Origin of the sequence: Sulfitobacter mediterraneus, assembly GCF_003054325.1 — a bacterium.
Taxonomy (GTDB): Bacteria; Pseudomonadota; Alphaproteobacteria; order Rhodobacterales; family Rhodobacteraceae; genus Sulfitobacter; species Sulfitobacter mediterraneus.
Genome location: NZ_QBKU01000010.1, coordinates 116,285 through 140,769, shown reverse-complemented (window position 1 = coordinate 140,769; position 24,485 = coordinate 116,285). Strand labels below are relative to the sequence as shown.

The window sequence follows — 24,485 nt, the reverse complement described above, 5'->3', positions numbered from 1 at the left end:
TTGGAATTACCCGGCATTTGCCCGAATTTTTGCACAATTCGCGCCTATCCCCGTCCTCGGCATTAAGCCCTTGTAGGTCAGAAGACTGAACATCCCGAGAAATGAGGAGAGCAGTCATGTCGTCCATTCTCAACAATAATTCCGCAACGGTGGCCCTGGCCACACTCAAAAACGTCAACCGTGGCCTGAACGAAACGCAGTCGCGTGTCTCGACCGGCCTGCAAATTCGTTCTGGTAAAGAGAACGCCGCCTATTTCGCCATCTCCGAAACGATGAAGGGCGACAGCGGCATGTTCAAAGCCATCAACGAAGGTATGACAGCCACAAAGAATTCCGTTGCAACCGCCCGCCTTGGCTCAGAAACCGTAAAAGATCTGGCCAACCAGATGGTTGAGCGTATCGCCTTCGCTCAAAGCGATGGTGTGGACAAAGCCGACGTTCAGAGCGAACTGGATGCCCTGGCCGAAAACATGCAGTCCGCCATTGATCAGGCCACCTTCAACGGTGACGATCTGGTGGGCGCCGCGTCTTCGACTGTGACAGTTGTCAGCGGTATTTCCCGCGCCAGCGGTTCTTTCGCAACAACCACAATCAGCTTTGACACGGTCGATCTTCAGGCGATCCAGACCGCAATGGCAGCAGTTGATGTGACCGACACCTCGACAACCATGGCCGCCAAACTGGTCGTGGCTGAGGGTCAGCTGTCCAACGCGATTGACGCGGCAACGTCCATGGGCGTGACCGAAAAAACGCTTGAAGACCAATCGAACTTCCTTGAAAGCCTGACAGATACGCTGGATTCCGGCATCAGCTCCATGGTTGATGCAGATATGGAAGAAGAAGCCGCGCGTTTGCAGGCCTATCAGGTGCAACAGCAGCTGGCGACGCAGTCCCTGTCGATTGCCAATCAGGCGCCCGGTAACATCCTGAGCCTGTTCCGTTAATCGGACCTGAAGCGCAGAAATTCGCCCCGTCCGGTTCTGCCGGGCGGGGTTTTCTTTTGTTTTGGGCCTGCCTGCCATCCCGATCGTGCGTTCAGACCTGCTGACCCGAAGCTTAACATTTGATACCCTCCCCTTATTGCTCTGACAGATCGGGGCATTCTGCCAAGGGGATAGGCCAATGCCAGACGTCGATGAAGAGATCACCAGCCTCACGCGGCTGCGTGAATTGCTGCCCACAGAAGGGTTCACCAACACCTTCTTGAAAGTCACCGACAAGATCACCCCTGTCGCAACTCGCTTTATCGAGACCGCGCCATTTATTGTGATCGGTACCAAATCATCCGACGGCTTGATCGACGTCTCGCCCAAAGGGGATCCGGCTGGCTTCGTCGAGGTCTTTGACGAGAAGACCCTGATCATCCCGGACAGATTGGGAAATCACCGTGTCGACGGGTTTCAGAACATTCTCGAAGATCCGAACATTGCGATCCTGTTCATAGTGCCGGGCCATGGCGACACGCTGCGCGTTGCGGGCAAGGCGCAGATTGTCAAAGACAAGACGATCAGCGAACGCCATGCCATCAAGGGCCGCGCACCGCTATTGGCACTGGTTGTCGATGTCGAAGAGGTCTTTATGCATTGTTCAAAGTCGTTGATCCGGTCGCGCCTGTGGCACCCCGATCATTGGCCCGACCGAAAAACCGCGCCAACGCTTGCTGAATGGGTGATTGAAGTGGTCGACAGAGACCAAACCTTGGACGAGGTGCAGGAGGATCATTCAAACGACGAAGCGGATCGCCTTTATTAGAACCCGCGCGGCGGCGGTGAATGCCCTACATTAAGAACGCGGCGCAACGCCCTGATCTTGAGTCATATAATCCCGATCGCACCCGTCCTTATTGGCCCAGCGCCTGCCCCAAATCCGCAATCAAATCACCCGCATCTTCAATCCCGACCGACAGCCGCAGCAGCCCTTCGGGAATGCCGGTGTGCGGCTCAATAGTGTGGCGATGCTCCACCAGGCTTTCAACACCGCCCAGCGAGGTTGCCCGCAAGAACAACTGCAACCGCCCCGTCGCCTTGAGCGCCGCTGGGCCGCCGCCCTTCAACACAAAAGACAACAACCCGCCATAGCCACCCGTCATCTGGCGTTTGGCGATCTCATGACCGGGATGGTCCGGCAATCCGGGGTAAAGCACGGCCTCGACCTGTGGGTGATCCTGTAAATATTCCGCGATTTTCAGGGCATTGCGCGACATTTCCCGCATCCGCAAAGGCAAAGTCCGCATGCCCCGCGTCAAAAGCCACGCCTCCATCGGGCCCATCACCGCGCCAGCCTGATTGCGGTCATCCACAATCATCTTCCAGATGTCATCCTGAGGCGCCGCCGTAGAAAGCGACCCGGCCAGAACATCCGAATGTCCGTTGATCCCCTTGGTCGCCGAATGCATGACAATATCCGCGCCCAGCGCCAAAGGCTGGCTCAGCACGGGTGTGGCGGCGGTGCTGTCCACCACCAGTTTGGCCCCCGCCGCATGGGCCATTCGTGCCGCGCCGGTCACATCAGTGATACGCAACCACGGATTTGACGGGGTTTCGATCCAAATCAGCGTCGGTTTATGCACCTTGCAGGCGATCTCGAAACTGATCGGATCAGAGGCGTCGATTTCATGCAGGGCAATCCCGCGCCGCGTACAAAAATCGCGGATCCACGCGGTGGTCCCCCAATAGATCTGGCTTTGCACCACAACGCTGGCCCCGGTTGGCACCGTGCGAAACACCGCCGCAACCGCCGCCATGCCTGAGGGAAACAGCAAGGTTTCCGCCGCGCCTTCCAACTTTGACAGTAGGTCTTCGGCCACCCGCACGTTCTCGTTGTGGGACCGCAGATAGACATTGTCCGGATTTACCGGATCATAGTTTTCATCCCGCACAAAGGTCGTGGCCATGTGAATGCCCGGCACAACACCGGCGGTATGCGCGTCAGCGGCCCCGCCGGCGTGGGCGGCAACGGTTGCAGGGTGCAGATCGGATTTGGGAGTGTCGGCCACGGGCATATCTCGTCTTGGATGGTTTCGCGCCAGTGCTACACCTCCGCCGCTGCGGTGTAAAACCCCCTCCCGCGTTGCTCCGCCTTTGTCACTCCCCCGTGAGGGGTCTGTCACATGGCTTGCGCAGGGGCGGTGCATCACTCACCTTTGAACAAAGCCAAGCGGAGAACAGATCATGGCCACCAAACGCATCACCTTTCCCGGCCATGACGGCACCCCGCTGGCGGCGCGGCTGGATTTGCCAGACGGGCCGCATCTGGCCACCGCGCTTTTTGCCCATTGTTTTACCTGCGGCAAAGACATCGCCGCCGCCCGCCGCATCGCGGCGCGGCTGGCGGGCATGGGCATCGCCGTTCTGCGCTTTGATTTCACTGGCTTGGGCCATTCAGAGGGCGAGTTTGCCAATACCTCCTTTACCTCCAACGTCGAAGATTTGATCGCCGCCTGTGCCTATCTCGATCAAACCGGCATGGCGCCCAGCCTTTTGATTGGCCACTCCCTTGGCGGCGCGGCGGTGCTCAGTGCGGCCAGCCGAATGCCGGGGATCAGGGCCGTGGCCAGCCTCGCCGCACCATTTGATCCGAGCCATGTCATTCACAACTTTGCCGATGCCCTGCCCCAGATCCGCGCCAAAGGTCAGGCCGAGGTTTGCCTCGCGGGCCGCCCCTTTACGATCAGCAAAGGCTTTGTCGAGGATATCGAACAGGCCGCACTGACCCAATCCATCGCCGCGATGGATGCCGCACTTCTGGTCATGCATGCCCCGCTTGATGATGTGGTGGGCATCGAAAACGCCAGCCAGATCTTTGGCGCGGCCAAACATCCCAAAAGCTTTGTCACGCTGGACAAGGCCGACCACCTGATCAGCCGTGCCGAAGATGCCGACTATGCCGCCGAGGTGATCGCAACCTGGGCCGGGCGATACATTCCGCTGGCCCCGCCTGCCCCGCCGCCCGGCGCGCCCGAAGGGATCATTCGCGTTGCCGAAGCAGACCCCGCAGGTTTTTTGCAAGACGTCTTTTCAGGCCCGCACCATCACGCGCTGGCGGACGAACCGCTGGCCTACGGCGGCACCAATCGCGGCATGTCGCCCTATGGTTTTCTCTCCGCCGGACTGGGCGCCTGCACCTCCATGACCATCCGCATGTATGCCCGGCGCAAAGGCTGGCCGCTCGATCATGTGAGCGTTGATGTCTGCCACGATAAGGTCCACGCCCAAGACGCCGAAACCGGCAGCGGCGCCAAGGTTGACACATGGCGCAGACGGATCCGGCTAGAGGGGGCGCTAGACACAGATCAACGCCAGCGCCTGCTGGAGATTGCCGACAAATGCCCGGTCCACCGCACCCTAGAACGCGCCTCCGATGTGGTGACCGAACTCATCGACTGACCTCCCCCCTTTTTGGCATCAAATACTCCGGGGGAATCGGTGCACCGCACCGATGGGGGCTGGCCACCTAATCGGCCGCAGGACGATAAACTGCCTCGGATATATCCCCCGCCGCCCCGATAAACCGCAACCGGTCTCCATTTCCGGTCATGTCATAGCACGCCCAAAGATCTGATGGCGGCCATTGGCTACAATATTGATCGCCCTCAACCCGCCAGTACCCCCATGAATCGCGGCCCGCATTGTACAAAGTCTTGCCCGAGGCGCGAAAATCCTGCCAGGCCGATCCGTATTGCACCACCCTACCTGTCAAGGCGGCGCTGATCTCTGCCCCGCTGAGCGGCGTCCAAGCCGCCTCGTCCGCTTGCACCGCAAACGGCCAGCACAGCATGAAAAACAGCACGAATTGACGCATCTTTTGGCTCCTGCCTTGTTCTTACCCCTGCGGCAGTCTATTGCGCCCGTGACCCCTAAAACAGTCACAAAAAGGTGTGTGCCGATGATCCCCCGCTATTCCCGTCCCGATATGGTTGCGATCTGGTCTCCGGAGACAAAATTCCGGATCTGGTATGAGATCGAGGCACATGCCTGCGATGCGATGGCAGACATCGGCGTGATCCCCCGCGAAAACGCGGACGCGGTGTGGAAAGCCAAGGATGTCGAGTTTGACGTGGCCCGCATCGACGAGATCGAGGCCGTGACCAAACATGACGTCATCGCCTTCCTCACCCATCTGGCCGAACATGTCGGCAGCGACGAGGCGCGCTTTGTGCATCAGGGCATGACCTCTTCCGATGTGCTGGATACCTGCTTTAACGTCCAATTGACCCGCGCCGCCGACTTGTTGATTGCGGATATGGAGGGGCTGCTGGCCGCGCTCAAGCGCCGGGCGCTTGAACATAAAATGACCGTACGCATCGGGCGCAGCCATGGCATCCACGCCGAGCCCACCACCATGGGCCTGACCTTTGCGCGTTTCTACGCCGAAATGGACCGCAACCTGACACGCCTGCGCACCGCACGCGACGAGATCGCCACCGGCGCCATCTCTGGCGCGGTTGGCACCTTTGCCAATATCGACCCCGCCGTCGAAGAACATGTCTGCGCCAAACTGGGCCTCAAGCCCGAACCAATCAGCACCCAGGTGATCCCGCGCGATCGCCACGCGGCGTTCTTTGCTGCGCTGGGTGTTGTTGGATCGTCGATTGAAAACATCGCCACCGAGATCCGCCATATGCAACGCACCGAAGTGCTTGAGGCCGAAGAGTTTTTCTCAAAGGGCCAAAAAGGCTCCTCTGCGATGCCGCACAAACGCAACCCGGTTCTGACCGAAAACCTGACGGGTCTGGCCCGTCTGGTACGAATGGCCGTTGTGCCCGCAATGGAAAACGTAGCGCTCTGGCACGAGCGGGACATCTCCCACAGCTCGGTTGAGCGTAACATCGGCCCCGACACCACAATCACCCTTGATTTTGCTCTCGCCCGCCTGACGTCTGTCGTAGACAAGCTGGTGATCTATCCCGACAACATGCTGGCCAATATGAACAAATTCCGCGGCCTGGTGATGTCACAGCGGGTTTTGCTGGCCCTGACCCAAGCGGGCGTCAGCCGCGAAGACAGCTACAAGCTGGTGCAGCGCAATGCGATGAAGGTTTGGGAAGAAGGCAAAGACTTCAAAACCGAACTGCTGGCGGATGAGGACGTCCTGAAATCCCTCAGCGCCGCAGAAATCGAAGAGAAATTCGACCTTGGGTATCACACCAAGCACGTCGATACGATCTTCGCCCGCGTTTTTGGCGAATAAATCCACGTTTCTGGCGGCCACGGCCCCTGCTTCATTTGGCAAGAAAAACTCAATCCCGCCCCTTCATCGGGCGGGATTGTTTGTTTTGGCCGCAAAACAGGCCGCTTCTCGCGCAATGATACCGGTCTAACCTCTCAACATTTGAAATATCCGCCCATCGGTGTAGCTTAACTCTATCAACCAAAGGAGACGGACCATGAAGACCAAGACCCTTTTGATTGCCCTCGCCCTCACCGCAGCTCCCAGTCTGAGCCTTGCGATGGGCTGTTCAAATGGCAAGGAAAAACAGGCGATGTCCTGTGCCGAGGGAACCGCCTATGACCATGGCAGCCACAGTTGCCTGCCGGTCAGCACCTGATCGGCGCTCTAGATTATCCGCCAAGATACCAACAAGCGGCTGGAAAGATTACACTTTCCACCGCCGCCCCGTTTTTTTCAAAAAATCAAACATCCGTGAGCGAATAAATTTGCGCCCCTGCGGGTTATCTCTGTGTGATATCCTTCAGACACGAATATCAGGAGTTTTTATGAAGTATTTTGTTATGGCATCCGCCCTCGCCCTTCCGCTCAGCATGGGCACAGCCCTTTACGCAGCTGGCGGCGGTGATGAAACCGCACCATCGAAGCCGAAGTGCAAAAAGGGGCAGGTCTATGACAAAAAGACCAAAGCTTGCGTGAACGCTGAAGAAAGCCATTTGGACACGGACACGCTTTATCAAACCGTGCGCCAGCTGGCCTATGCGGGCCGCTATGATGATGCGCAGACCGTTCTGGCCGCGATGCCGCAGGATGATGACCGCACCTTGACCTATCTGGGCTTTACCAACCGCAAGATGGGCAAGACCGATCTGGCGATGTCCTATTACAACCGCGCCTTAGTGGTGAACCCGGCCAATGTGCTGGCCCGGTCCTACATGGGCCAAGGTTTTGTCGAAGAGGGCCGCGTTGCCGAGGCGCTTGAGCAATTGCGCCTGATCCGCAGCCATGGCGGCAGCGGCACATGGGCCGAAGCCTCCCTGCGCAAGGCCATCGCGGCGGGACGCACTTACAACTATTGATTTCAATCTTTTTTCATCTTTGCCTGTCACACCTGCCCCGCACGCTCCGGGGGATTGGCCAAGATGAACGATATCGTTCCGATGAACAGCCTGGCGCCGCTTCCTGTCCTTGACGGGGGCGGCGTTTCCGTTTCGCTTAGCCGCCGCGCAAAGGCGGCGATCATCGTGCGCCTTTTGCTCAATGACGGGGCCGATATCCCCCTTGAAGATTTGCCGGATGAATTGCAGGCCAATCTAACCCACCAGATGGGAAAGATGCGCGTGGTGGACCGTGACACCTTGATGGCTGTGGTTGAGGAATTTGCCGGTGAGGTGGAGAAAGTCGGCCTGTCCTTTCCGGCGGGCATCGCCGGGGCGCTGGATGCCCTTGATGGCAAGATCAGCCCCCACACCGCCGCGCGGCTGCGCAAAGAGGCCGGCGTGCGCCAGTTCGGCAACCCGTGGGCGCGGCTTGGCGAATTGGGCGCAGACCGCCTGCTGCCCGCCGTTGAAAACGAAAGCATTGAGGTGGCGGCGGTGATGCTCTCGAAATTGCCCGTTGCCATGTCTGCCGAGATCCTTGGCAAACTGCCTGGCCCGCAGGCGCGGCGGATCACCTATGCGGTTTCGCTCACCGGCGCAGTCACACCCGAAGCGGTGGACCGGATCGGCCTGTCTTTGGCCAGCCAGCTGGACGCACAGCCCGCCACCGCCTTTGACAGTGATCCGGTTGAAAGGGTCGGCGCGATCCTGAACTCCTCCACCAATGTGACCCGTGATGATTTGCTGACGGGCCTCGACGAAACCGATCAGGGCTTTGCCAATGCCGTGCGCAAGGCGATCTTTACCTTTGCCAATATCCCCGCCCGCATCGCCCCGCGCGACATTCCCCGCATCCTGCGGGAGGTGGATCAGGACAAGCTGGTGTTGGCCCTCGCCGGTGCAGAGGCGGCTGGATTTGCCGCTTCGCGTGATTTTGTGTTGGAGAACATGTCAGGCCGCATGGCCGATCAACTGCGCGAAGAGATTGGCGAGGCCGGCAAGGTCAAAGCCGCCGATGTCGAGGCCGCGATGGCCGATATTGTCGAGGTGATCCGCGCAATGGAACAATCTGGCGATCTGCTTTTGGTGGTTGAGGAAGAAGACGAAGATTAGGAACGCCCCTCTTGGCGGGGGCGGGCGATCACCGCCCATACTGCGGGTGGTGACTTGTTGCCGCTGGGCGGGCGGGCTATGTCTGGCGTAATCGCCACAGCTGATCGAGGCTTATGTCCGCCCCTGCCCCCAGAGATGCAAATGATCCGCCCCGGCTGCGCAAATTTGTCCATTACACCACCAACCTGTTGATCGTCGCCGTGATCCGGCTGGCGCTGGCGCTGCCCTATAGCCTGCGGGTGCGTTTTGTCGGCTGGCTGGTGCAGCATGTGATCGGCCCGGTTGCGGGCTATCGCAAACGGGCCTTGGACAATCTGGCGCTGATCCATCCCGAAATGGGCGACGCGCAGCGACAGCAAATCGCCTCGGACTGCCTCAACAACGTCGGGCGCAGCTTTATCGAAAACTATTCCGCCCGTGATTTTCCTGCCCGTATGGCCAAGATCACCCCCGAAGGTCCGGGGTTTGCCGCCCTTGAAGAAGCCGCCGCCGCAGACCGACCCGTGATCCTTGTCACTGGCCATTTTGGCAATTACGAGGCCACCCGCGCCGCCTTGGTGGCGCGTGGGTTCGATATTGGCGGGCTCTACCGGGATATGAAAAACCCCTATTTCAATGCCCACTATGTGAAAACCATGGAAGCTTTTGGCGGGCCGGTCTTTCCGCAAGGGCGCAAGGGCACCGCCGGATTTGTGCGACATCTCAAGGGGGGCGGGCAATTGGTGCTGCTGTTTGATCAGCACGTGATGTATGCGCCGATCCTTGATTTTATGGGGGAGCCTGCCCGCACGGCCTTGTCAGCGGCGGAACTTGCGCTGCGTTACGATGCCCTACTGATCCCGTTTTATGGCATTCGCCAGCCTGACGGGCTGTCTTTTCAGACCTTGCTAGAGGCGCCTGTGCCGCATTCGGATGCCCAGACCATGACGCAGGCGATCAACGACAGCCTTGCCGCGCAAGTGGCCAAACGCCCCGAACAATGGTTCTGGGTCCACCGCCGTTGGCGCAGTCACGAACCTTAGATTGCTTTGGGGGTCAGCGCAGGCGGGCCGCACCAAAGATCGGTCCGGCATTGCGCCCCTGAATGATCACCACCGATGGGTTGTCGCCCTCCACCTGTGCCACCAGATCAAGCGCCTTTTGCCCGTCCCAATGGCCCAGAACGGTCCACCCTTCGACGATATTTGCATATTCCACAGTTCTACCTGCGTTTTCGCCGCGTTTGATATGGGTTGTCTGGCGCGGCTGATAGCGCAGCATATGAACGGTCATGTCGCCTTGCACTTGGGCCAGACGTTCCGCTGTGATCTTGAGCGCATCGCCATCGCGGGACAATGTCACCGCAACTTTGGGCGCTTGTCGGGCGTGTTCGGCAATCGCTTTGGCCAGCGCCATGGGTTTTGCGCCGACGATATCGGTTTGGCCCTGCACGATCATTTCCGGCGTATAGATTGAGCGGCGATGTCCTGCGGCGGCATAGGCGCGCTGCCGCTCGGCATGGGCGGGATCGCCAAAGGGGTCTTTCCAGCCGATATAGTCCCAATAATCCACATGCAGCGCCAGCGCGATCACATCATCACGGTCGGCCAGTTCATGCAGGATTTGGTCGGCCGGCGGGCAGGATGAACATCCCTGCGAGGTATAAAGCTCGACCACCACAGGTGTGTCTTGCGCAGACAGCGGCGCGGCCAGCGCCATCAAACCTGCAAGAAGAGAGTATTTTAGAAAATTCATCTGATTCCATCACAACACGCCGGGATATACAGCATCTAACCGCCCGGCCCTGAAATAACCAATCAAGGTTTCTTGAGAGCCTGCGTGAGCCATGGGCCAATAAAACATGGAATTTCGGTACACCATGGTATACAAAATAGCTCAAATGCCACTAATAGTGGTTGAAACGTGCCTCGCCAGATGGCATTGAGGCGCCAGAAACGCCACCCATCAGACCCCGAAGGGAGCCACTCCATGACAATTACCGTTGGTCAGGACACCGCAAAGACCCGCAAATCCATCACTGCGGGCAGCCAGAAAATTTCCTATTATTCAATCCCCGCCGCGCAAGACGCCGGGCTTGGTGACTTTTCCAAGCTGCCCGCCGCGCTGAAGGTGGTGCTGGAAAACATGTTGCGCTTCGAGGATGGCAAGACTGTCACCGTGGACGACATCAAGGCCTTTGCCGAATGGGGCGCCAAGGGCGGCAAAAACCCGCGCGAGATTGCCTATCGCCCGGCCCGTGTGTTGATGCAGGATTTCACCGGCGTTCCGGCAGTTGTCGATCTGGCCGCGATGCGTGACGGTCTGGTCGCACTTGGCGGTGACGCGGAGAAGATCAACCCGCTGAACCCTGTTGATCTGGTCATTGACCACTCGGTGATGATTGACGAATTCGGCAACCCGCGCGCGTTCCAGATGAACGTGGACCGCGAATATGAGCGGAACATGGAACGCTACACCTTCCTCAAGTGGGGCCAGAAGGCGTTTAACAACTTCCGCGTTGTGCCCCCCGGCACCGGCATCTGCCACCAGGTGAACCTTGAGTATCTGGCGCAAACCGTCTGGACCGACACGGATCAGAACGGCGAAGAGGTTGCCTATCCTGACACATTGGTCGGCACCGACAGCCACACCACCATGGTCAACGGCATGGCCGTTCTGGGCTGGGGCGTTGGCGGGATCGAGGCCGAAGCGGCGATGCTGGGCCAGCCGATCTCGATGCTGATCCCCGAAGTTGTCGGCTTTGAGCTGACAGGCGCGATGATGGAAGGCACCACAGGTACGGACCTGGTGCTGAAAGTGGTCGAGATGCTGCGCGAAAAAGGCGTGGTTGGTAAATTTGTGGAATTCTACGGTGCGGGCCTTGATAGCCTGCCACTGGCGGACCGTGCGACTATCGCCAACATGGCGCCCGAATATGGCGCGACCTGCGGTTTCTTCCCGATTGATGGCGAAACCCTGCGCTACATGCGCACCACGGGCCGGGACGAGGACCGCATCGCACTGGTCGAAGCCTACGCCAAGGAAAACGGCATGTGGCGCGGCGACGATTACGCGCCGGTCTACACCGACACATTGAGCCTTGATATGGGCACCATCGTGCCTGCGATCTCTGGCCCGAAACGCCCGCAGGATTACGTTGCGCTGACCAATGCCAAGGCGGCCTTTGCCGATGAGATGGCCAATACCTTCAAACGCCCGATGGGCAAGCAGGTAGCGGTAGACGGCGAGGATTACACGCTGGAATCCGGCAAGGTTGTGATCGCTTCGATCACCTCATGCACCAACACATCCAACCCCTATGTGATGATCGGCGCGGGCCTTGTGGCACGCAAGGCCGCCGCCTTGGGTCTGGACCGCAAACCATGGGTCAAGACATCCCTTGCTCCCGGCTCTCAGGTGGTAAGCGCCTATCTTGAAGCGGCTGGTCTACAAGACGATCTTGATAAAATCGGTTTCAACCTTGTCGGCTATGGCTGCACAACCTGTATCGGCAACTCTGGCCCGTTGCAGCCCGAGATCAGCAAAGCCGTGAATGAAGGCGATCTGGTGGCCACATCTGTGCTGTCCGGCAACCGCAACTTCGAAGGCCGGATCAGCCCCGATGTGCGTGCTAACTATCTCGCCTCCCCGCCGCTGGTTGTGGCTTATGCGCTGGCCGGTACGATGGATATCAATCTGGCGACAGATCCGATTGCCCAGACCCCGGACGGCAAGGATGTCTACCTCAAGGACATCTGGCCCACCACGCAAGAGGTCGCGGAACTGGTTGAACAGACCGTCACCCGCGAGGCGTTCCAGACCAAATACGCCGACGTCTTTAAAGGCGATGAGAAATGGCAGGCGGTGGAAACCACAGACAGCCAGACCTACGACTGGCCGGTGCAATCCACCTATGTTCAGAACCCGCCCTATTTCCAGGGGATGAGCAAGGAACCTGGCGTGATCACCAACATCGAGGGCGCCAAGGTGCTTGCGGTTCTGGGTGATATGATCACCACGGACCACATTTCCCCTGCCGGTTCTTTCAAAGCTGACACCCCTGCCGGTCAGTATCTGACCGAACGTCAGGTGCCGGTGCGCGAGTTCAACTCCTACGGTTCTCGCCGGGGCAACCACGAAGTGATGATGCGTGGCACCTTTGCCAACATCCGCATCAAGAACGAGATGCTGGACGGTGTTGAAGGTGGCTATACCAAAGGCCCCGATGGCGCGCAGACCTCGATCTTTGACGCGGCCATGGCGCATCAGGCCAATGGCACCCCGCTGGTTGTCTTTGGCGGCGAGCAATATGGCGCTGGTTCCAGCCGTGACTGGGCGGCCAAAGGCACGGCGCTGCTGGGCGTCAAAGCTGTGATTTCCGAAAGCTTTGAACGCATCCACCGCTCCAACCTGGTAGGCATGGGCGTGATCCCGTTTGAGTTCACCAATGGTGACAGCTGCAAATCGCTGGGCCTGACGGGTGAGGAAACCGTGTCGATCTCCGGTCTGGACACCATCCAACCCCTGCAAGAAGTGCCTTGCGCGATCACCATGGCGGACGGCACGGTCAAGAATATCATGATCAAATGCCGGATCGATACCGCGATCGAGATCGAATACATCGAACACGGCGGCGTGCTGCACTACGTGCTGCGCGATCTGGCCAAAGCGGGCTGAGTGCCGCAATAAAGTTTTTTGATGCACCGTTTGGGCGAACTGGCCCAAACGGTGCATTTACTTGCCCTTAGGACGATTTGATCCTATATATACCTCAGCTACGAGGAGAGCCGGAATGCGTTCTATTATTGACCCTATTGAGATCTGAACTGAGTTTCTTCAGACGATCGGCCGCTTCTGTGTGGTTCATCGGCCTTATGTTTCGTTCAACTTGATGGCTTTCCGCAATGGGTTCTAGCCCCAGACGAGGATAGGATTTCTCCATCTTCGACAGAATCCCCTTTCCCAAGCCTTCACAAACAGCACAGGTCTTGTAAATCCGGTTGATTGTTCCTGCTTTGCCTTTTGGTGATATTTGGACAAAACTGGGCTTGCTCAGCCCTTCAATTTGTTGAGTGACTTTCTCAAGTTCACCATAGAACTGAACGAGACTGCCGACCAAATTCTCGTGCCGTCCATATCGTCCAGACAATGCATCAAGTTCGGTGATCCTAGATCGGTAAATTTCCGTGTGGCGGGCATCTGTGATATGCGGGATATAGTCAGCTCTCTCAAGATGTGGCGCAAGCAAATCTATCGAAACAGTGCTGTCCAAGAAACGCGTCATATCAAACGTGTTGAAATCCACTTCTGCATAGATTGCCCGAAGAAAGGCATTTCGCTCTGCTGCCCGGCTTACGTGTTTGATACAAAAATCGTACGCTCTTGAACAAATCCAAAGCAGGATCGTGACAATCCCGAGCCTTATGATGAATACTAAATCAGAGGGTGCATTTTCAGACATATATACATCTTAAGGGCGTTTCACTTCTTGTCCAGCGCCTCGCTCAGCGCGGGCAAAAACCGTTGCTCGTAGTCGCTGCCAACCAGCGGTCCGGCATAACGGAACAGCACCGTGCCGCTGCCATCCAGAATGAAGGTTTCCGGCGGTGCGGTCACGCCCCAGTCAATCGCGGTGCGCCCCTGGGGATCAAAGCCGACGCCGACAAACGGGTTGCCGTCGTTCCGCAAATAGTCGCCTGCGTTGCCTTCAAGGTCTTTGAAATTGATGCCGACGATGGGCATGCCGTCTGCGGCCATCTCCAATAGTTTGGGATGTTCGGCGCGGCACGGCGGGCACCAACTGGCCCAGAAATTCACCAATGTCACCTCGCCCGAGACCAGCATATCGGCAGTGGCGGGCGGGAACCCATTCAGCGGCAATTCCGGCAAACCCGGCGCCTGCTGGCCCACCAGAGTGGAGGGCAGGCCTTCGGGATCGTCGCGAAACATGCCAACGGCGGCCAATGCGACAAATCCGGCAAAGATCAGTGGCGGGGCGATCATCAGGGGGCGAATCTTAGCCATCTTGTTTGATCTCCGCTTCGATCTTTTTCAAAGCTGCCCGTGCCGTACGGCCCCGGCGCAGGGTCAGTGCCAAAAGCCCGACCAGTAAAAGCAGTGTTGCGCCATAGGACGACAGCACTTCAAACGCATATTTTCCCAGATCCGGCATCACAGGTTCCTCTCTGCACGGGCCAGCAACGCGGCGGCCCGGCGGGTGCGGATCTCGGTGCCCGTGCGGTAGAGCACCAGCGCCAAAAACAGCAGGACAAAACCCGCCATAGAAATCAGCAGTGGCACAAAAAACGTATCATCCACTGTGCGCCCGCCCGTCGCCACTGGCACAGAGGTGCCTTGGTGCAGGCCTTGGTTCCAGAAATTGACGGCATAGCGCGACAGCAGCGCAAAGACAGAGCCAACCAGACAGAGGATTGAGGTCAAATCCGCCGCTGTGTCCGGATCTTCGATTGCGGCCCAAAGGGCAATGTAGCCCAGATAGAACAGGAACAGAATCAAGAACGAGGTCAGGCGCGGATCCCAGGCCCACCAAGTGCCCCACATCGGTTGTCCCCAAAGCGCCCCGGTGATCAATGCGATCACAGTCATGACCATGCCCACCGGCGCGGCGGCTTTGGCGGCCAGCGCGCTGACGTGGTGGCGGCGGATCAGCCAAATCAGCGAGGTGACCAGCATCATCACCCATGCGTTGATCGCCATCATGGCCGATGGCACGTGGATAAAGATGATCTTGACCGTTGATCCCTGCCGGTAATCATCAGGCGTGCCGAAGAACCCCCAGACCAGACCCGTGATAACACTCGCCGCAGCCAGCACCCAAAGCACAGGCTGTACCCGCTCTGACAGAGCGAGGAATTTCACGGGATTTGCATATTGCCAAATGGACATGGGGATTATCTAACGCTCCGCTGCGGTCCGCTCAATGCTCAAACGCGTGAACGGGGCGGGATGGACAAAAAGACGCGATCATCGCAGGCCCATGCGCAGGACGGCAGCGCTGGCAAAGGGCATCAACGCGATGGTGGCAAAGGTGATCCCGGCCAGCATGATCAGATAGGTGTCGTGCTGCATCCCCATCGCGCCGCGCCGCGCGGCCTCGGCCCCGAAGATCAGCGTTGGCACATAAAGCGGCAGCACCAGCAGCGACAACAACAGCCCGCCACGTTTGATGCCCACCGTCAGAGCCGCGCCAAAGGTGCCAATCACCGACAGCGCGGGTGTGCCAAGCGCCAGCGAGATCACCAGTGGCGCAAACCCTTGGGGTGGCAGGTTCAGCAGCACAGCCAGGACAGGCGCCGCCAACACCAGCGGAAGGCCAGTCGTTAGCCAATGGGCCAGCGCCTTGATACTGACCACCGCCTCAAGCGGCAGCGGCGCGGTGACCAGAAGATCCAACGTGCCGTCCTCGTAATCCAGCGCCAGCAAGCGATCCAGCGACAGCAGGCATGCCAGCAACGCGCCCAGCCACAAGACCCCCGCCGCAATCCGGCCCAGCAGCTCGGGCTGCGGACCAACGCTGAACGGGACCAGCACTGTCACAATCAGGAAAAACGCAAGACCAAGACCAAATCCGCCGCCCGCCCGCAAGGCAAGACGCAGATCACGGATCAGCAGGGCAATCATAGGAACGCCTCATCGCTGGCACCGGCGCGGGCGCTGGCATGAGCGCGAAACGGTGTAAGGTCGAGCACGTCGGCCTCCAGCCCCAGATCAATATGCGTAGCCATCAGGGCCGAACCGCCCTGCCCCAGATGCGCCCGCACCGCCGCGGCAAACTGCGCAACGGCGTCTTTGTCCAATGACACGGTGGGTTCATCCAAGATCCAGATCGGCCGCCCGGTCACCAACAATCGCGCCAGACCCAAACGGCGCTTTTGCCCAGCCGACAGGGTGCCCGCCAAACGGTCCGCCAGTGGGTGCAGGGCATAGGCGTCCAGCGCTGCGGTGATATCGGTGCGGCCAAAGACCTGCGCCCAGAACATCAGGTTCTCACGCACGCTGAGCATCGCTTTGAGGCCATCGGCGTGGCCAGCATAGGCAATCTGATCCTCTGCGCCGGTGATCTGCCCAGACAAGGGCGGCTGCAAACCGGTGATGGTGCGCAGCAGCGTGGTTTTGCCCGCCCCGTTTGGCCCGCGCAGGATCAGCGCCTGACCGGGCTCTACCGTCAGGGACACACCGGTCAGCACCGGCACGCCGCCACGGGCAAGGGTCAGGTTGTCCACACGCAAAGTCATGGCACAGGCCTATCCGATTGGCGCGTCATGCAAAAGCGGCATTGCGGCGCATCAGACAGGGATCATCGCCAGCGCGATCCGGCGGCCCTCGCTCAGCAGCACGTTATAGGTGCGGCAGGCGGCAGGGGATGACATCGGCTCTGCTGCGATACCGGCCTCTTGCAACTGGCGGTCCAGATCATCGGGCAGATGGGCAATCTCGGCGCCAGTGCCGACAAACAACACGTCCACTTCTCCGGCCAAAGCCAGAAGCGGCGCTGTGTCCTCAAACCCGCCCCAGCGTTGCGGCCCCTCCGCGCCGGTGATCACCGGCCCCTGGATCACTTGCCCGCCGATGCGGAAAAAGCCGGGGCCGTAGCCTTCAACAGGCTGGGCGTTGTTATATTCCACTTCATTCAGGCGCATGGATCATCCTTTCCAAATCGGCAGCCCCAGAATAGCGGAACTGAAAATCACGAGATAGGCCACAAAACGAAAAAGCCGTGCCGCCTTGGGGTTAAACAGGCGTGCGCCTATGACATTGGCGATCAGGTTGGGCACGCCCAGCATCAGACCCAGTGCAAAGACCGGCCAGACCATCAGCCCACTCAGCCACAGCACCGGAAACAGCACCAGATCCACCGCAAACAGATAGAGCATCAGATTGGCGCGGATCGTCGCCACAGGCAGCGTGCTGGCCATATAGAGCATGATCACCGGCGGGCCGGGAATGCCGGCAAATCCTGTCATAAACCCGCCGATGCCGCCTGCACCAACGGTCAGCCTTGCGGACAACGCTCCGGTATAGCGCCAGCCGGAGATGACCAACACCAACAGCAACAAAACAATACCCGAGATGATCCAGCCAAATACCAGTGGGTCCAGTTGGGTCAAAAGCCACAGGCCAATGGGCAGACAGACCAAGGCGCCCAGCATCAGACGCCCTATATCGCGTGGTGTCCCGTCGCGCAGTGAGGGTCGCAGGTTGGGAGCCGGGCCGAGGATTTCGGCCGCTGTCAGGAAAATCACCGCCTCCACCGGAGATAGCACGGAGGCGGCAACCGGCATGATGATCATCGCAGAACCAAAACCGGAAAAGCCGCGTACAATGCCCGCGACAAAGACAGCCACCACCAGCCAGATCACCCCCTCGGGCGATCCGGCTGGCAACAACCAATCAGGCATCTATGTTGGCGTATTGGTTGCCTGCGTTTGCATCGGGCTTGGACCAATCGCGCTTGACCCCGAGGTACAACAGCGCCGCCGAGGCCACAAAGATCGAGCTGTAGGTGCCCACAATCACGCCCCAGATCATCGCAAAGACAAAACCGCGGATCACATCACCGCCCAGCACAAACAGCGCAATCAGCGCCAGCAGGGTCGTGACAGAGGTCATGAACGTCCGGCTCATTGTCTCGTTGATCGACAGGTTCAGAACCTCTTTGAGATCGCGTTTCTTGTACTTGCGCAGGTTTTCACGCACCCGGTCAAACACCACAACCGTATCGTTGAGCGAGTAACCCACAATGGTCAACAGCGCGGCAATAATCGCCAGATCAAAGCGGATTTGCAGCTCAGAAAAGATCCCGATGGTCAGCAAAACGTCATGCACCAGCGCCAGTACCGCGCCGACGGCAAATTGCCATTCGAACCGCAGCCAGATGTAGATCAGGACCGCGCCAATTGCCAAAACCACAGCAATTGCAGCGGTTTGGATCAATTCGCCCGAGACTTTGGGACCAACAGATTCGACCGAGGTAAACTTGATATCCGGGCGAACGCCTTTCAGCGCGGCCTGAACCGCCTCGATGGTGTCAACTGTCACGGCTTCTTGCTCGTCCTGCGCCTGAATGCGGATCATCGCCACATTCTGATCGTCGCGGAAGGTCGGATCGAATACCTCGGTGATGGTAATATCGCCAAGATCCAGTGTTTCCATCGCCCCGCGGTATTCGGCGACGTTTACGGCCAGCGGGCTTTCGGTACGGATCGTGGTGCCGCCGCGAAAGTCGATGCCAAAGTTCAGACCCTGGATCATGAAGGACGCAAAGGCGATGACCATCATCAGCCCCGAAATGCCCAGCCACATCTTCCAGTGTTTGAAGAAATCGAAGTTCGAGTTTTCCTTGAACAGACGCAAACGCATGTCAGACCTCAATCGTTTTCGGGCGGCGTGCCTCGAACCAGATCACCACCAAAAGGCGGGTGACAAAGATCGCGGTGAACACGGATGTGATGATGCCAAAGCCCAGCGTGATCGCAAAGCCGCGGACCGGGCCGGAGCCCATGACGAACAGGATCACAGCTGTGATCAATGTGGTGATATTGGCGTCAACAATCGCCGAAAGCGCCTTTTCATAACCCAGAGAGATAGCACGGGCTGGCCCTTTGGCGGTTTTTAACTCTTCGCGGATGCGTTCAAAGATCAGTACGTTTGCATCCACTGCCATACCCACCGTCAGAACGATCCCCGCAATGCCCGGCAAGGTCAGCGTCGCGCCGACTAGGCTGAGCAGGCCAAAGATCATACCAACGTTGATGATCAGAGCGATATTGGCAAAAATGCCGAATAGGCCATAGCTGAGGAACATAAAGACCAACACGGCGACAAAGGCGATGATCGTCGCCACCTTGCCTGCGTCAATGCTGTCTTGGCCCAATTCGGGACCGATGGTGCGTTCCTCAAGGAAATCGAGCCCCGCAGGCAGGGCGCCGGCGCGCAGCAAGACCGCCAGATTGGTGCTTTCTTCAACGCCGAAATTACCGGTGATGATGCCCGATCCGCCGGGAATATGGCTTTGGATGGTGGGGGCGCTGATCACCTCGTCATCAAGAATGATGGCAAAGGGTGCACCGATGTTTTCGGCGGTATAGTTGCCGAACTTGCGTGCGCCGGATGTGTTGAACCGGAAGCTAACCGCGGGCGATCCGTTTTGATCAAAGCTGGGCTGCGCATCGACCAGTTCTTCGCCGGTGACGACAGGCGCGGATTCCACGATGTAATAGGCGCCTTCTTCATCGACGGAGGGCAGCAGCTTGTTGCCAATACCGGGGTTGGCATTGGCATCCGAGCCGCGGTTTACAACCGGATTAAAGGTCAATTGGGCAGTGGTGCCGATGATCTCTTTCAGTTCAGCGGCTGATCCGATGCCCGGCACCTGAATGAGGATCCGGTCCGCGCCCTGCCGCTGGATCGTGGGTTCGCGGGTGCCAACCTCGTCAATCCGGCGGCGGATGATCTCAAGCGATTGCTGCATCGTGCGTTCATCGGTCGCCTGCTTTTCGGCATCCGACAGTGTGACGACGATCATCCCGTCTTCGCCGCGCACGTCGATGTCATTGGCCCCTGCCCCGGTCAATGTGGTCACGGGCCGCGCCAGGCCGCGCACGATTTCCATCGCTTGCGCCATCTTGTCCGGATCGTTGAGCCGCACACGCAGCTCATCTTCTGGGGACTGCTGGCGGCGCACCGGGGTCAAGCTGCGCAAGGCATCGCGCACCTCGGGCCATTGGGCCTCCATCCGGGCGGCATAGACGTCCTGCACCTTGACCTCGGCCAACAGATGCGCACCGCCGCGCAAATCTAGCCCCAGATTGACCAGCCCTGATGGCATCCAATCGGGCCAAAGCGCCAGCTGCGCCTCAAGCTCGGGAGTGGAGCCGGACAGCTCAATCGCCTTGGCGGCATCGTTGTGCTGTTCCACGGGGCCGTAAAACGCATTGGGCAACGCCAACCAAAGCCCAACGGCACAGGTCAGCGCAATCGCAATCCGTTTCCACAGATCAATCTGAAGCATGAGTCCGCCTTTATCTTAAGCGTTGGCCGCAGGGGCGGTTTATTTGGCCGGTTCTGTCTTGGACACAACGGTTGCGATAGTGGACTGGATCACGCGCACTTTGACGCCATCTGCGATCTCGACTTCCACTTCGCCATCTTCGCGGACTTTGACCACTTTGCCGATCATGCCGCCTTGGGTCACAACCTGATCCCCGCGCCGCAGGGCCGCCACCATTGCCTGATGTTCCTTGGCTTTTTTCTGCTGTGGACGGATCAGGAGGAAGTACATGATACCGAAGATCAGGATCAGCGGGATAAATTGCTGGATGCCTTGCATGGAGGTGGTCCTTTTAGCTGCTGTTGAGGGCGCAGAACGCCCCACCACGAAGTTTGGCAGAACCTATGCGTGGCAAGGGCGGGGCGCAAGGTGCAAAGGGGAGATTTGGGTGGACGGGACGGAGGAAGCGGATAGTCTCGGATAAGTTGTGCCTGCCCGACATTGTCCAAGAAGTATTTGAATGACCCAGATTACAATCCCGCTCCCTGAAAGCCTAGTTTTGGCCATTGGCGTGCTGCTCGCCTTTGGGCTGGCATCCGCGCTGGTTGTCTTTGCGATGATGCCCGCCAAGGCAAAACCCAAGGAGGCGATTGCATCGTTTCAATCTCAAATGGGTCTGGACCGGCTTCCAACAGCTGCGTTTTTCCTGATGGTTACAAGCTGGGGTGCTATTTTTCTGGTTCTGTTGATTGGTATCCTGATCACGATCTTTAAAACGATCTGGTGGGTGACACCGGAGATGTTGGCCGGTGACAGTGCCGCGATCTGGGACTGGCGCTTTTCCATCGCAAAACTGACGGCGTTGACGGCGGTTCTAGGCGCAGTGGTGGCCCTGCCCTTTACGATTATTCGGCTGAAGTTGAACCGTGAACAGACAAAATTGATGGAGAGGCAGCGAGAGATTGAACTCGACGCACTCCTCAACGATAGATTCAATTCCGCTGTTGAAGACCTGTACGCTCAGAAACAAGTCAGTAAATGGACAGGCGATCAAGCCAGCAATGGTTGGCAGGACGACTTTACTAGAAGAATTGCAGGGATTGACCGCTTGGAAGTTCTTGTTAGGGAACGCCCAGAGTTTGCCGGCCGAGTTGCCAAGATGCTATGCGCGCTTGTCCGAACAGAAAGGGAGAGCTTCCCGCCATTGGATTGGGATAATGCCCTTTCATTCGACGAACAAAATGACCGTTTCATAGAGTGCCGAGTTCGTGTTCGCTCAGACCTAGAAAATGCTGTCCAAACTATTGGCCGTCTAAAAAGCATAAAGGGTGTAGATCCCAGTCAGGTCGAAATCAATCTAAGCAAAGCGAATCTTCAAGGGATGGACCTTAGGGAGCTTGATTTCAATGGTGCAGACCTTTTTGCAACCTTCGCTCAGGGAGGCGATTTTGAATGTTCTGACCTACGCGAAGCCTACATTCTCTGTGCGGAAATGCAATGTTCAGACCTTCGAGGTACGAAACTTCAAGGGGCATGCCTAAAGAGCGCGGAACTCCAGTTTGCCGATCTCGCAGCTGCAAAATTTGACGCTAAAACAGATCTTTTGGATGCGGTACTCGATGGTGCTGCGCTACAGTTTGTTGACCTGAGTATCGTGCCTCATATAGAGCGCGCATTGCCTAAAGTGTTTGGTGACACCAGTGTAACTCTTCCCAGCAATACGAAGCACGCCCCTGAGCATTGGCCGAAAGAAACCCTCGTATTCGAAGACTTTCGAGACCAATGGCGCGCCTTCCAACGCTCCATCGGTCAAGACCCGGACAATCCCGAGTAACACGCCCCCCTCACTCCGCTCTACCCCTTTGCTGCGCAATCCGGCATAACGCGGCCAGACGATTCATTTCTCCAAGGACGCATCCCATGCATGACATCCGCGCCATCCGCGAAAATCCTGATCTTCTTGACGCTGCCCTTGCGCGGCGGGGCGATGATGCGATGTCCTCCAAGGTGCTGGCATTGGACGAGGCACGGCGGGCCAAGATCGGTGCGGCTGAGGCCGCGCAGGCCGAACAGAACAAAGCCAGCAAGCTGGTGGGCGCGGCCAAGGCCAAGGGTGACGAGGCCGAGTTTGAGCGTCTGCGCGCGCTTGTGTCTGACAAAAAGGCCGAAGTGGCGGCGATGCAAGGCGAGGCCAAGGAGCTTGATGCGCAGCTGACCGATATGCTGGCCCGCATTCCCAATTCGCCTGCCGATGATGTGCCAAGCGGCGCAGATGAAGCGGACAATGTCGAGGTGCACCGCTGGGGCGATCTGCCGGAATTCGATTTCGAGCCCAAAGAGCATTATGAGATCGCGGGCGTGGCCCCGAACATGGATTTTGAGACCGCCGCCAAAACATCCGGCGCCCGGTTTGTGATGCTCAAGGGCGCTGTGGCGCGGGTGCATCGCGCCTTGGCGCAGTTCATGGTCGACACCCATGTGGATCACAACGGCCTGACCGAGGTGAACACCCCGGTTCTGGTGCGCGACGAGGCGATGTATGGCACGGATAAACTGCCGAAATTCGGCGAGGACAGCTATCAAACCACCAATGGGTGGTGGCTGGTGCCGACGTCTGAGGTGCCGCTGACCTATACTGCGGCGGAAGAGGTGCTGGACGAAACCGCCCTGCCCAAACGCTATACCGCCCATACTTTGTGTTTCCGGTCCGAGGCGGGCAGCGCCGGGCGCGACACCTCTGGCATGCTGCGCCAGCACCAGTTCGAAAAGGTCGAGATGGTCAGCGTCACTCATCCTACCGAAAGCGATAATGAGCAAAAGCGCATGCTGCGCTGCGCCGAGGATCTGCTGGAACGGCTGGGCGTGCCCTATCGCACCGTGATCCTGTGCACCGGCGATATGGGTTTTGGCGCGCGGCGCACCTTTGACATTGAGGCGTGGGTGCCGGGGCAGAACACCTATCGCGAGATTTCATCGGTCTCGACCACAGGTGATTTTCAGGCCCGCCGGATGAACGCCCGGTTCAAGCCCAAGGATGGCGGCAAACCGCAGTTTGTGCATACATTGAACGGGTCCGGCCTTGCTGTTGGGCGCTGTTTGATTGCGGTGTTGGAAAACGGCCAACGGGCGGATGGATCGGTGAAACTGCCCGATGTGCTCTCGCCTTATCTGGGCGGCAAAACCACCATTGCGGCGGATGGCACGCTGGCCTGATCCGGCAAAGACCCGCCGCTTTGCGCGGCTGGGTCTGCACCATTTGAAAAACACAGATCCTCGGCTAGCTTGGAGGGGAGGGCCACGGCCCTGCCCTTTTGACTGACCGAGGATTTTCTATGTCCGGCCCTATGCGCCCCGCCTTTGCCCTTCTGGCTGTTCTGCTGAGCCTGTCTTTTGCCGCCTCGCCCTTCTTTGTGGAGGGGTTTGGCGGTTTTGATCCCAACCAATTTCCGGTGCCCCAAGACAATCCCCCTGTTCAGCCGGCGGGCTATGCCTTCGGGATTTGGGGGCTTATTTGTGTTTGGCTGATCCTGGGCATGGCGTGGGGCGCAATTCGGGCGTTGCGGGATGGGCAATGGCATGACATGCGCGTGCCACTGTGTCTGTCGCTTGCCTTTGGCACCGGTTGGCTTGCGGTGGCGGTGACGAGCCCCATTTGGGCTGCGGTGTTGATCTGGGCGATGCTTCTGACGGCTCTGGCGGCCCTGTTTATGGCACCGGTCGGGGATCGGGTCTGGGCGGCTTGGCCGGTCGGGCTTTATGCCGGGTGGCTCAGCGCGGCGTCCTGCGTATCGCTGGGCCTTCTCGCGGCGGGATATGGCTGGTTGGATCAGACCACGGCGGCGCTGGTGTTTATCGGGCTTGCCATTGTGCTGGGCGGGTTTGTTCAGGGCGCTTTGGGCCGGGCACCGACCTATGGCGCGGCGGTGATCTGGGCGTTGGTGGCAGTGGTTGTGAACAATCTGGAGACTGCACCGATGGTGGCCTATGTCGCGGGTGGCGGTGCTTTGGCGATGGTTGTTCCAACGTTGAAAGCCTTGATGCGCGGCTGAGGGGCGTCGGACATTTCGAAATTTCCGAACCAAACTCTTTCATGAGTTTGAGTGTTTACCGCGAAA

General features: G+C 58.6%; 26 protein-coding genes. 12 read left to right on the top strand and 14 right to left on the bottom strand.

All coding sequences use genetic code 11. From position 1 onward, the window contains the following. Window positions 1–116 precede the first annotated feature (116 nt). Both C8N31_RS15975 and C8N31_RS15970 read left to right on the top strand, forming a co-directional pair. Complete coding sequence (locus C8N31_RS15975) at window positions 117–944, top strand: flagellin N-terminal helical domain-containing protein (RefSeq protein ID WP_025048732.1); 828 nt, start codon at window positions 117–119, stop codon at window positions 942–944. A 178-nt stretch (window positions 945–1,122) separates the two neighbouring features. After that, complete coding sequence (locus C8N31_RS15970) at window positions 1,123–1,752, top strand: MSMEG_1061 family FMN-dependent PPOX-type flavoprotein (RefSeq protein WP_025048731.1); 630 nt, start codon at window positions 1,123–1,125, stop codon at window positions 1,750–1,752. Between the two features lie 88 nt (window positions 1,753–1,840). Here C8N31_RS15970 and C8N31_RS15965 read toward each other — a convergent pair whose 3' ends face one another. Beyond that, window positions 1,841–3,001 (bottom strand): trans-sulfuration enzyme family protein, encoded by a 1,161-nt coding sequence (locus C8N31_RS15965; RefSeq protein ID WP_037918634.1) that lies wholly within the window; start codon window positions 2,999–3,001, stop codon window positions 1,841–1,843. Between the two features lie 169 nt (window positions 3,002–3,170). Between C8N31_RS15965 and C8N31_RS15960 the strand changes: the two genes are divergently transcribed. Further along, a complete protein-coding gene (locus tag C8N31_RS15960; RefSeq protein ID WP_025048729.1) occupies window positions 3,171–4,385 on the top strand; it encodes a bifunctional alpha/beta hydrolase/OsmC family protein in 1,215 nt (404 codons plus the stop codon). Window positions 4,386–4,452: 67 nt separating this feature from the next. Here the strand turns inward: C8N31_RS15960 and C8N31_RS15955 are convergent, their stop codons facing one another. Continuing rightward, window positions 4,453–4,800, bottom strand: a complete 348-nt coding sequence (locus tag C8N31_RS15955; RefSeq protein WP_025048728.1) for a hypothetical protein — start codon at window positions 4,798–4,800, stop codon at window positions 4,453–4,455. 84 nt (window positions 4,801–4,884) lie between these two features. Between C8N31_RS15955 and purB the strand changes: the two genes are divergently transcribed. From purB to C8N31_RS15935, 5 genes are all read left to right on the top strand, one after another. Further along, window positions 4,885–6,189 (top strand): adenylosuccinate lyase, encoded by a 1,305-nt coding sequence (gene purB / locus C8N31_RS15950; RefSeq protein WP_025048727.1) that lies wholly within the window; start codon window positions 4,885–4,887, stop codon window positions 6,187–6,189. Window positions 6,190–6,385: 196 nt separating this feature from the next. Then, on the top strand, window positions 6,386–6,547 hold the full coding sequence (locus C8N31_RS20415; protein WP_170116170.1) for a hypothetical protein: 162 nt from the start codon (window positions 6,386–6,388) through the stop codon (window positions 6,545–6,547). A 169-nt stretch (window positions 6,548–6,716) separates the two neighbouring features. Beyond that, a complete protein-coding gene (locus C8N31_RS15945; protein ID WP_025048726.1) occupies window positions 6,717–7,247 on the top strand; it encodes a hypothetical protein in 531 nt (176 codons plus the stop codon). Window positions 7,248–7,310: 63 nt separating this feature from the next. Further along, a complete protein-coding gene (locus C8N31_RS15940) occupies window positions 7,311–8,381 on the top strand; it encodes a flagellar motor switch protein FliG (protein WP_025048725.1) in 1,071 nt (356 codons plus the stop codon). 113 nt (window positions 8,382–8,494) lie between these two features. After that, the gene (locus tag C8N31_RS15935) at window positions 8,495–9,403 is read left to right on the top strand and encodes a lysophospholipid acyltransferase family protein (RefSeq protein WP_025048724.1); all 909 of its coding nucleotides are present in this window, start codon (window positions 8,495–8,497) and stop codon (window positions 9,401–9,403) included. Window positions 9,404–9,416: 13 nt separating this feature from the next. On the opposite strand, the gene C8N31_RS15930 is transcribed toward C8N31_RS15935, so the two are convergent. Further along, window positions 9,417–10,115 (bottom strand): DUF1223 domain-containing protein, encoded by a 699-nt coding sequence (locus tag C8N31_RS15930; protein WP_025048723.1) that lies wholly within the window; start codon window positions 10,113–10,115, stop codon window positions 9,417–9,419. 234 nt (window positions 10,116–10,349) lie between these two features. On the opposite strand from C8N31_RS15930, the gene acnA reads away from it, so the two are divergent. Further along, complete coding sequence (gene acnA / locus C8N31_RS15925; RefSeq protein WP_025048722.1) at window positions 10,350–13,037, top strand: aconitate hydratase AcnA; 2,688 nt, start codon at window positions 10,350–10,352, stop codon at window positions 13,035–13,037. 94 nt (window positions 13,038–13,131) lie between these two features. Here acnA and C8N31_RS15920 read toward each other — a convergent pair whose 3' ends face one another. The 11 genes from C8N31_RS15920 to yajC form a co-directional block, all read right to left on the bottom strand. Next, on the bottom strand, window positions 13,132–13,821 hold the full coding sequence (locus C8N31_RS15920; protein WP_037918631.1) for a hypothetical protein: 690 nt from the start codon (window positions 13,819–13,821) through the stop codon (window positions 13,132–13,134). Between the two features lie 20 nt (window positions 13,822–13,841). Continuing rightward, the gene (locus tag C8N31_RS15915; RefSeq protein WP_025048720.1) at window positions 13,842–14,384 is read right to left on the bottom strand and encodes a DsbE family thiol:disulfide interchange protein; all 543 of its coding nucleotides are present in this window, start codon (window positions 14,382–14,384) and stop codon (window positions 13,842–13,844) included. Then, window positions 14,377–14,532: a heme exporter protein CcmD gene (gene ccmD / locus C8N31_RS15910; protein WP_025048719.1), complete on the bottom strand. Its 156-nt coding sequence runs from the start codon at window positions 14,530–14,532 to the stop codon at window positions 14,377–14,379. The genes C8N31_RS15915 and ccmD overlap by 8 nt, the downstream gene beginning before the upstream one ends. Further along, window positions 14,532–15,266, bottom strand: coding sequence for a heme ABC transporter permease CcmC (gene ccmC / locus C8N31_RS15905; RefSeq protein ID WP_025048718.1), 735 nt, complete (start codon window positions 15,264–15,266; stop codon window positions 14,532–14,534). The genes ccmD and ccmC overlap by 1 nt, the downstream gene beginning before the upstream one ends. Before the next feature lie 78 nt (window positions 15,267–15,344). Further along, window positions 15,345–16,001: a heme exporter protein CcmB gene (ccmB, locus tag C8N31_RS15900; protein WP_025048717.1), complete on the bottom strand. Its 657-nt coding sequence runs from the start codon at window positions 15,999–16,001 to the stop codon at window positions 15,345–15,347. Then, window positions 15,998–16,615 carry a heme ABC exporter ATP-binding protein CcmA gene (ccmA, locus tag C8N31_RS15895; protein ID WP_025048716.1) on the bottom strand — a complete coding sequence of 206 codons (618 nt, stop codon included), beginning with the start codon at window positions 16,613–16,615 and terminating at the stop codon, window positions 15,998–16,000. Before ccmA ends, ccmB begins: the two co-directional genes overlap by 4 nt. 51 nt (window positions 16,616–16,666) lie before the next feature. Beyond that, window positions 16,667–17,020 carry an Mth938-like domain-containing protein gene (locus tag C8N31_RS15890; protein WP_025048715.1) on the bottom strand — a complete coding sequence of 118 codons (354 nt, stop codon included), beginning with the start codon at window positions 17,018–17,020 and terminating at the stop codon, window positions 16,667–16,669. A 3-nt stretch (window positions 17,021–17,023) separates the two neighbouring features. Then, window positions 17,024–17,779 (bottom strand): sulfite exporter TauE/SafE family protein, encoded by a 756-nt coding sequence (locus C8N31_RS15885; protein WP_025048714.1) that lies wholly within the window; start codon window positions 17,777–17,779, stop codon window positions 17,024–17,026. After that, the gene (gene secF, locus C8N31_RS15880; protein ID WP_025048713.1) at window positions 17,772–18,740 is read right to left on the bottom strand and encodes a protein translocase subunit SecF; all 969 of its coding nucleotides are present in this window, start codon (window positions 18,738–18,740) and stop codon (window positions 17,772–17,774) included. The genes C8N31_RS15885 and secF overlap by 8 nt, the downstream gene beginning before the upstream one ends. A 1-nt stretch (window position 18,741) precedes the next feature. Beyond that, entirely contained in the window at window positions 18,742–20,391 is a 1,650-nt protein-coding gene (gene secD / locus C8N31_RS15875; protein ID WP_025048712.1) for a protein translocase subunit SecD, read from the bottom strand. 39 nt (window positions 20,392–20,430) lie between these two features. Further along, window positions 20,431–20,709, bottom strand: coding sequence for a preprotein translocase subunit YajC (yajC, locus tag C8N31_RS15870; RefSeq protein ID WP_025048711.1), 279 nt, complete (start codon window positions 20,707–20,709; stop codon window positions 20,431–20,433). A gap of 181 nt (window positions 20,710–20,890) precedes the next feature. On the opposite strand from yajC, the gene C8N31_RS15865 reads away from it, so the two are divergent. The 3 genes from C8N31_RS15865 (at window position 20,891) to C8N31_RS15855 (ending at window position 24,419) form a co-directional block, all read left to right on the top strand. Beyond that, window positions 20,891–22,204, top strand: coding sequence for a pentapeptide repeat-containing protein (locus C8N31_RS15865; protein ID WP_025048710.1), 1,314 nt, complete (start codon window positions 20,891–20,893; stop codon window positions 22,202–22,204). An 86-nt stretch (window positions 22,205–22,290) separates the two neighbouring features. After that, on the top strand, window positions 22,291–23,583 hold the full coding sequence (gene serS, locus C8N31_RS15860) for a serine--tRNA ligase (RefSeq protein WP_025048709.1): 1,293 nt from the start codon (window positions 22,291–22,293) through the stop codon (window positions 23,581–23,583). Between the two features lie 119 nt (window positions 23,584–23,702). Continuing rightward, the gene (locus C8N31_RS15855) at window positions 23,703–24,419 is read left to right on the top strand and encodes a tryptophan-rich sensory protein (RefSeq protein ID WP_231476833.1); all 717 of its coding nucleotides are present in this window, start codon (window positions 23,703–23,705) and stop codon (window positions 24,417–24,419) included. Window positions 24,420–24,485 lie beyond the last annotated feature (66 nt).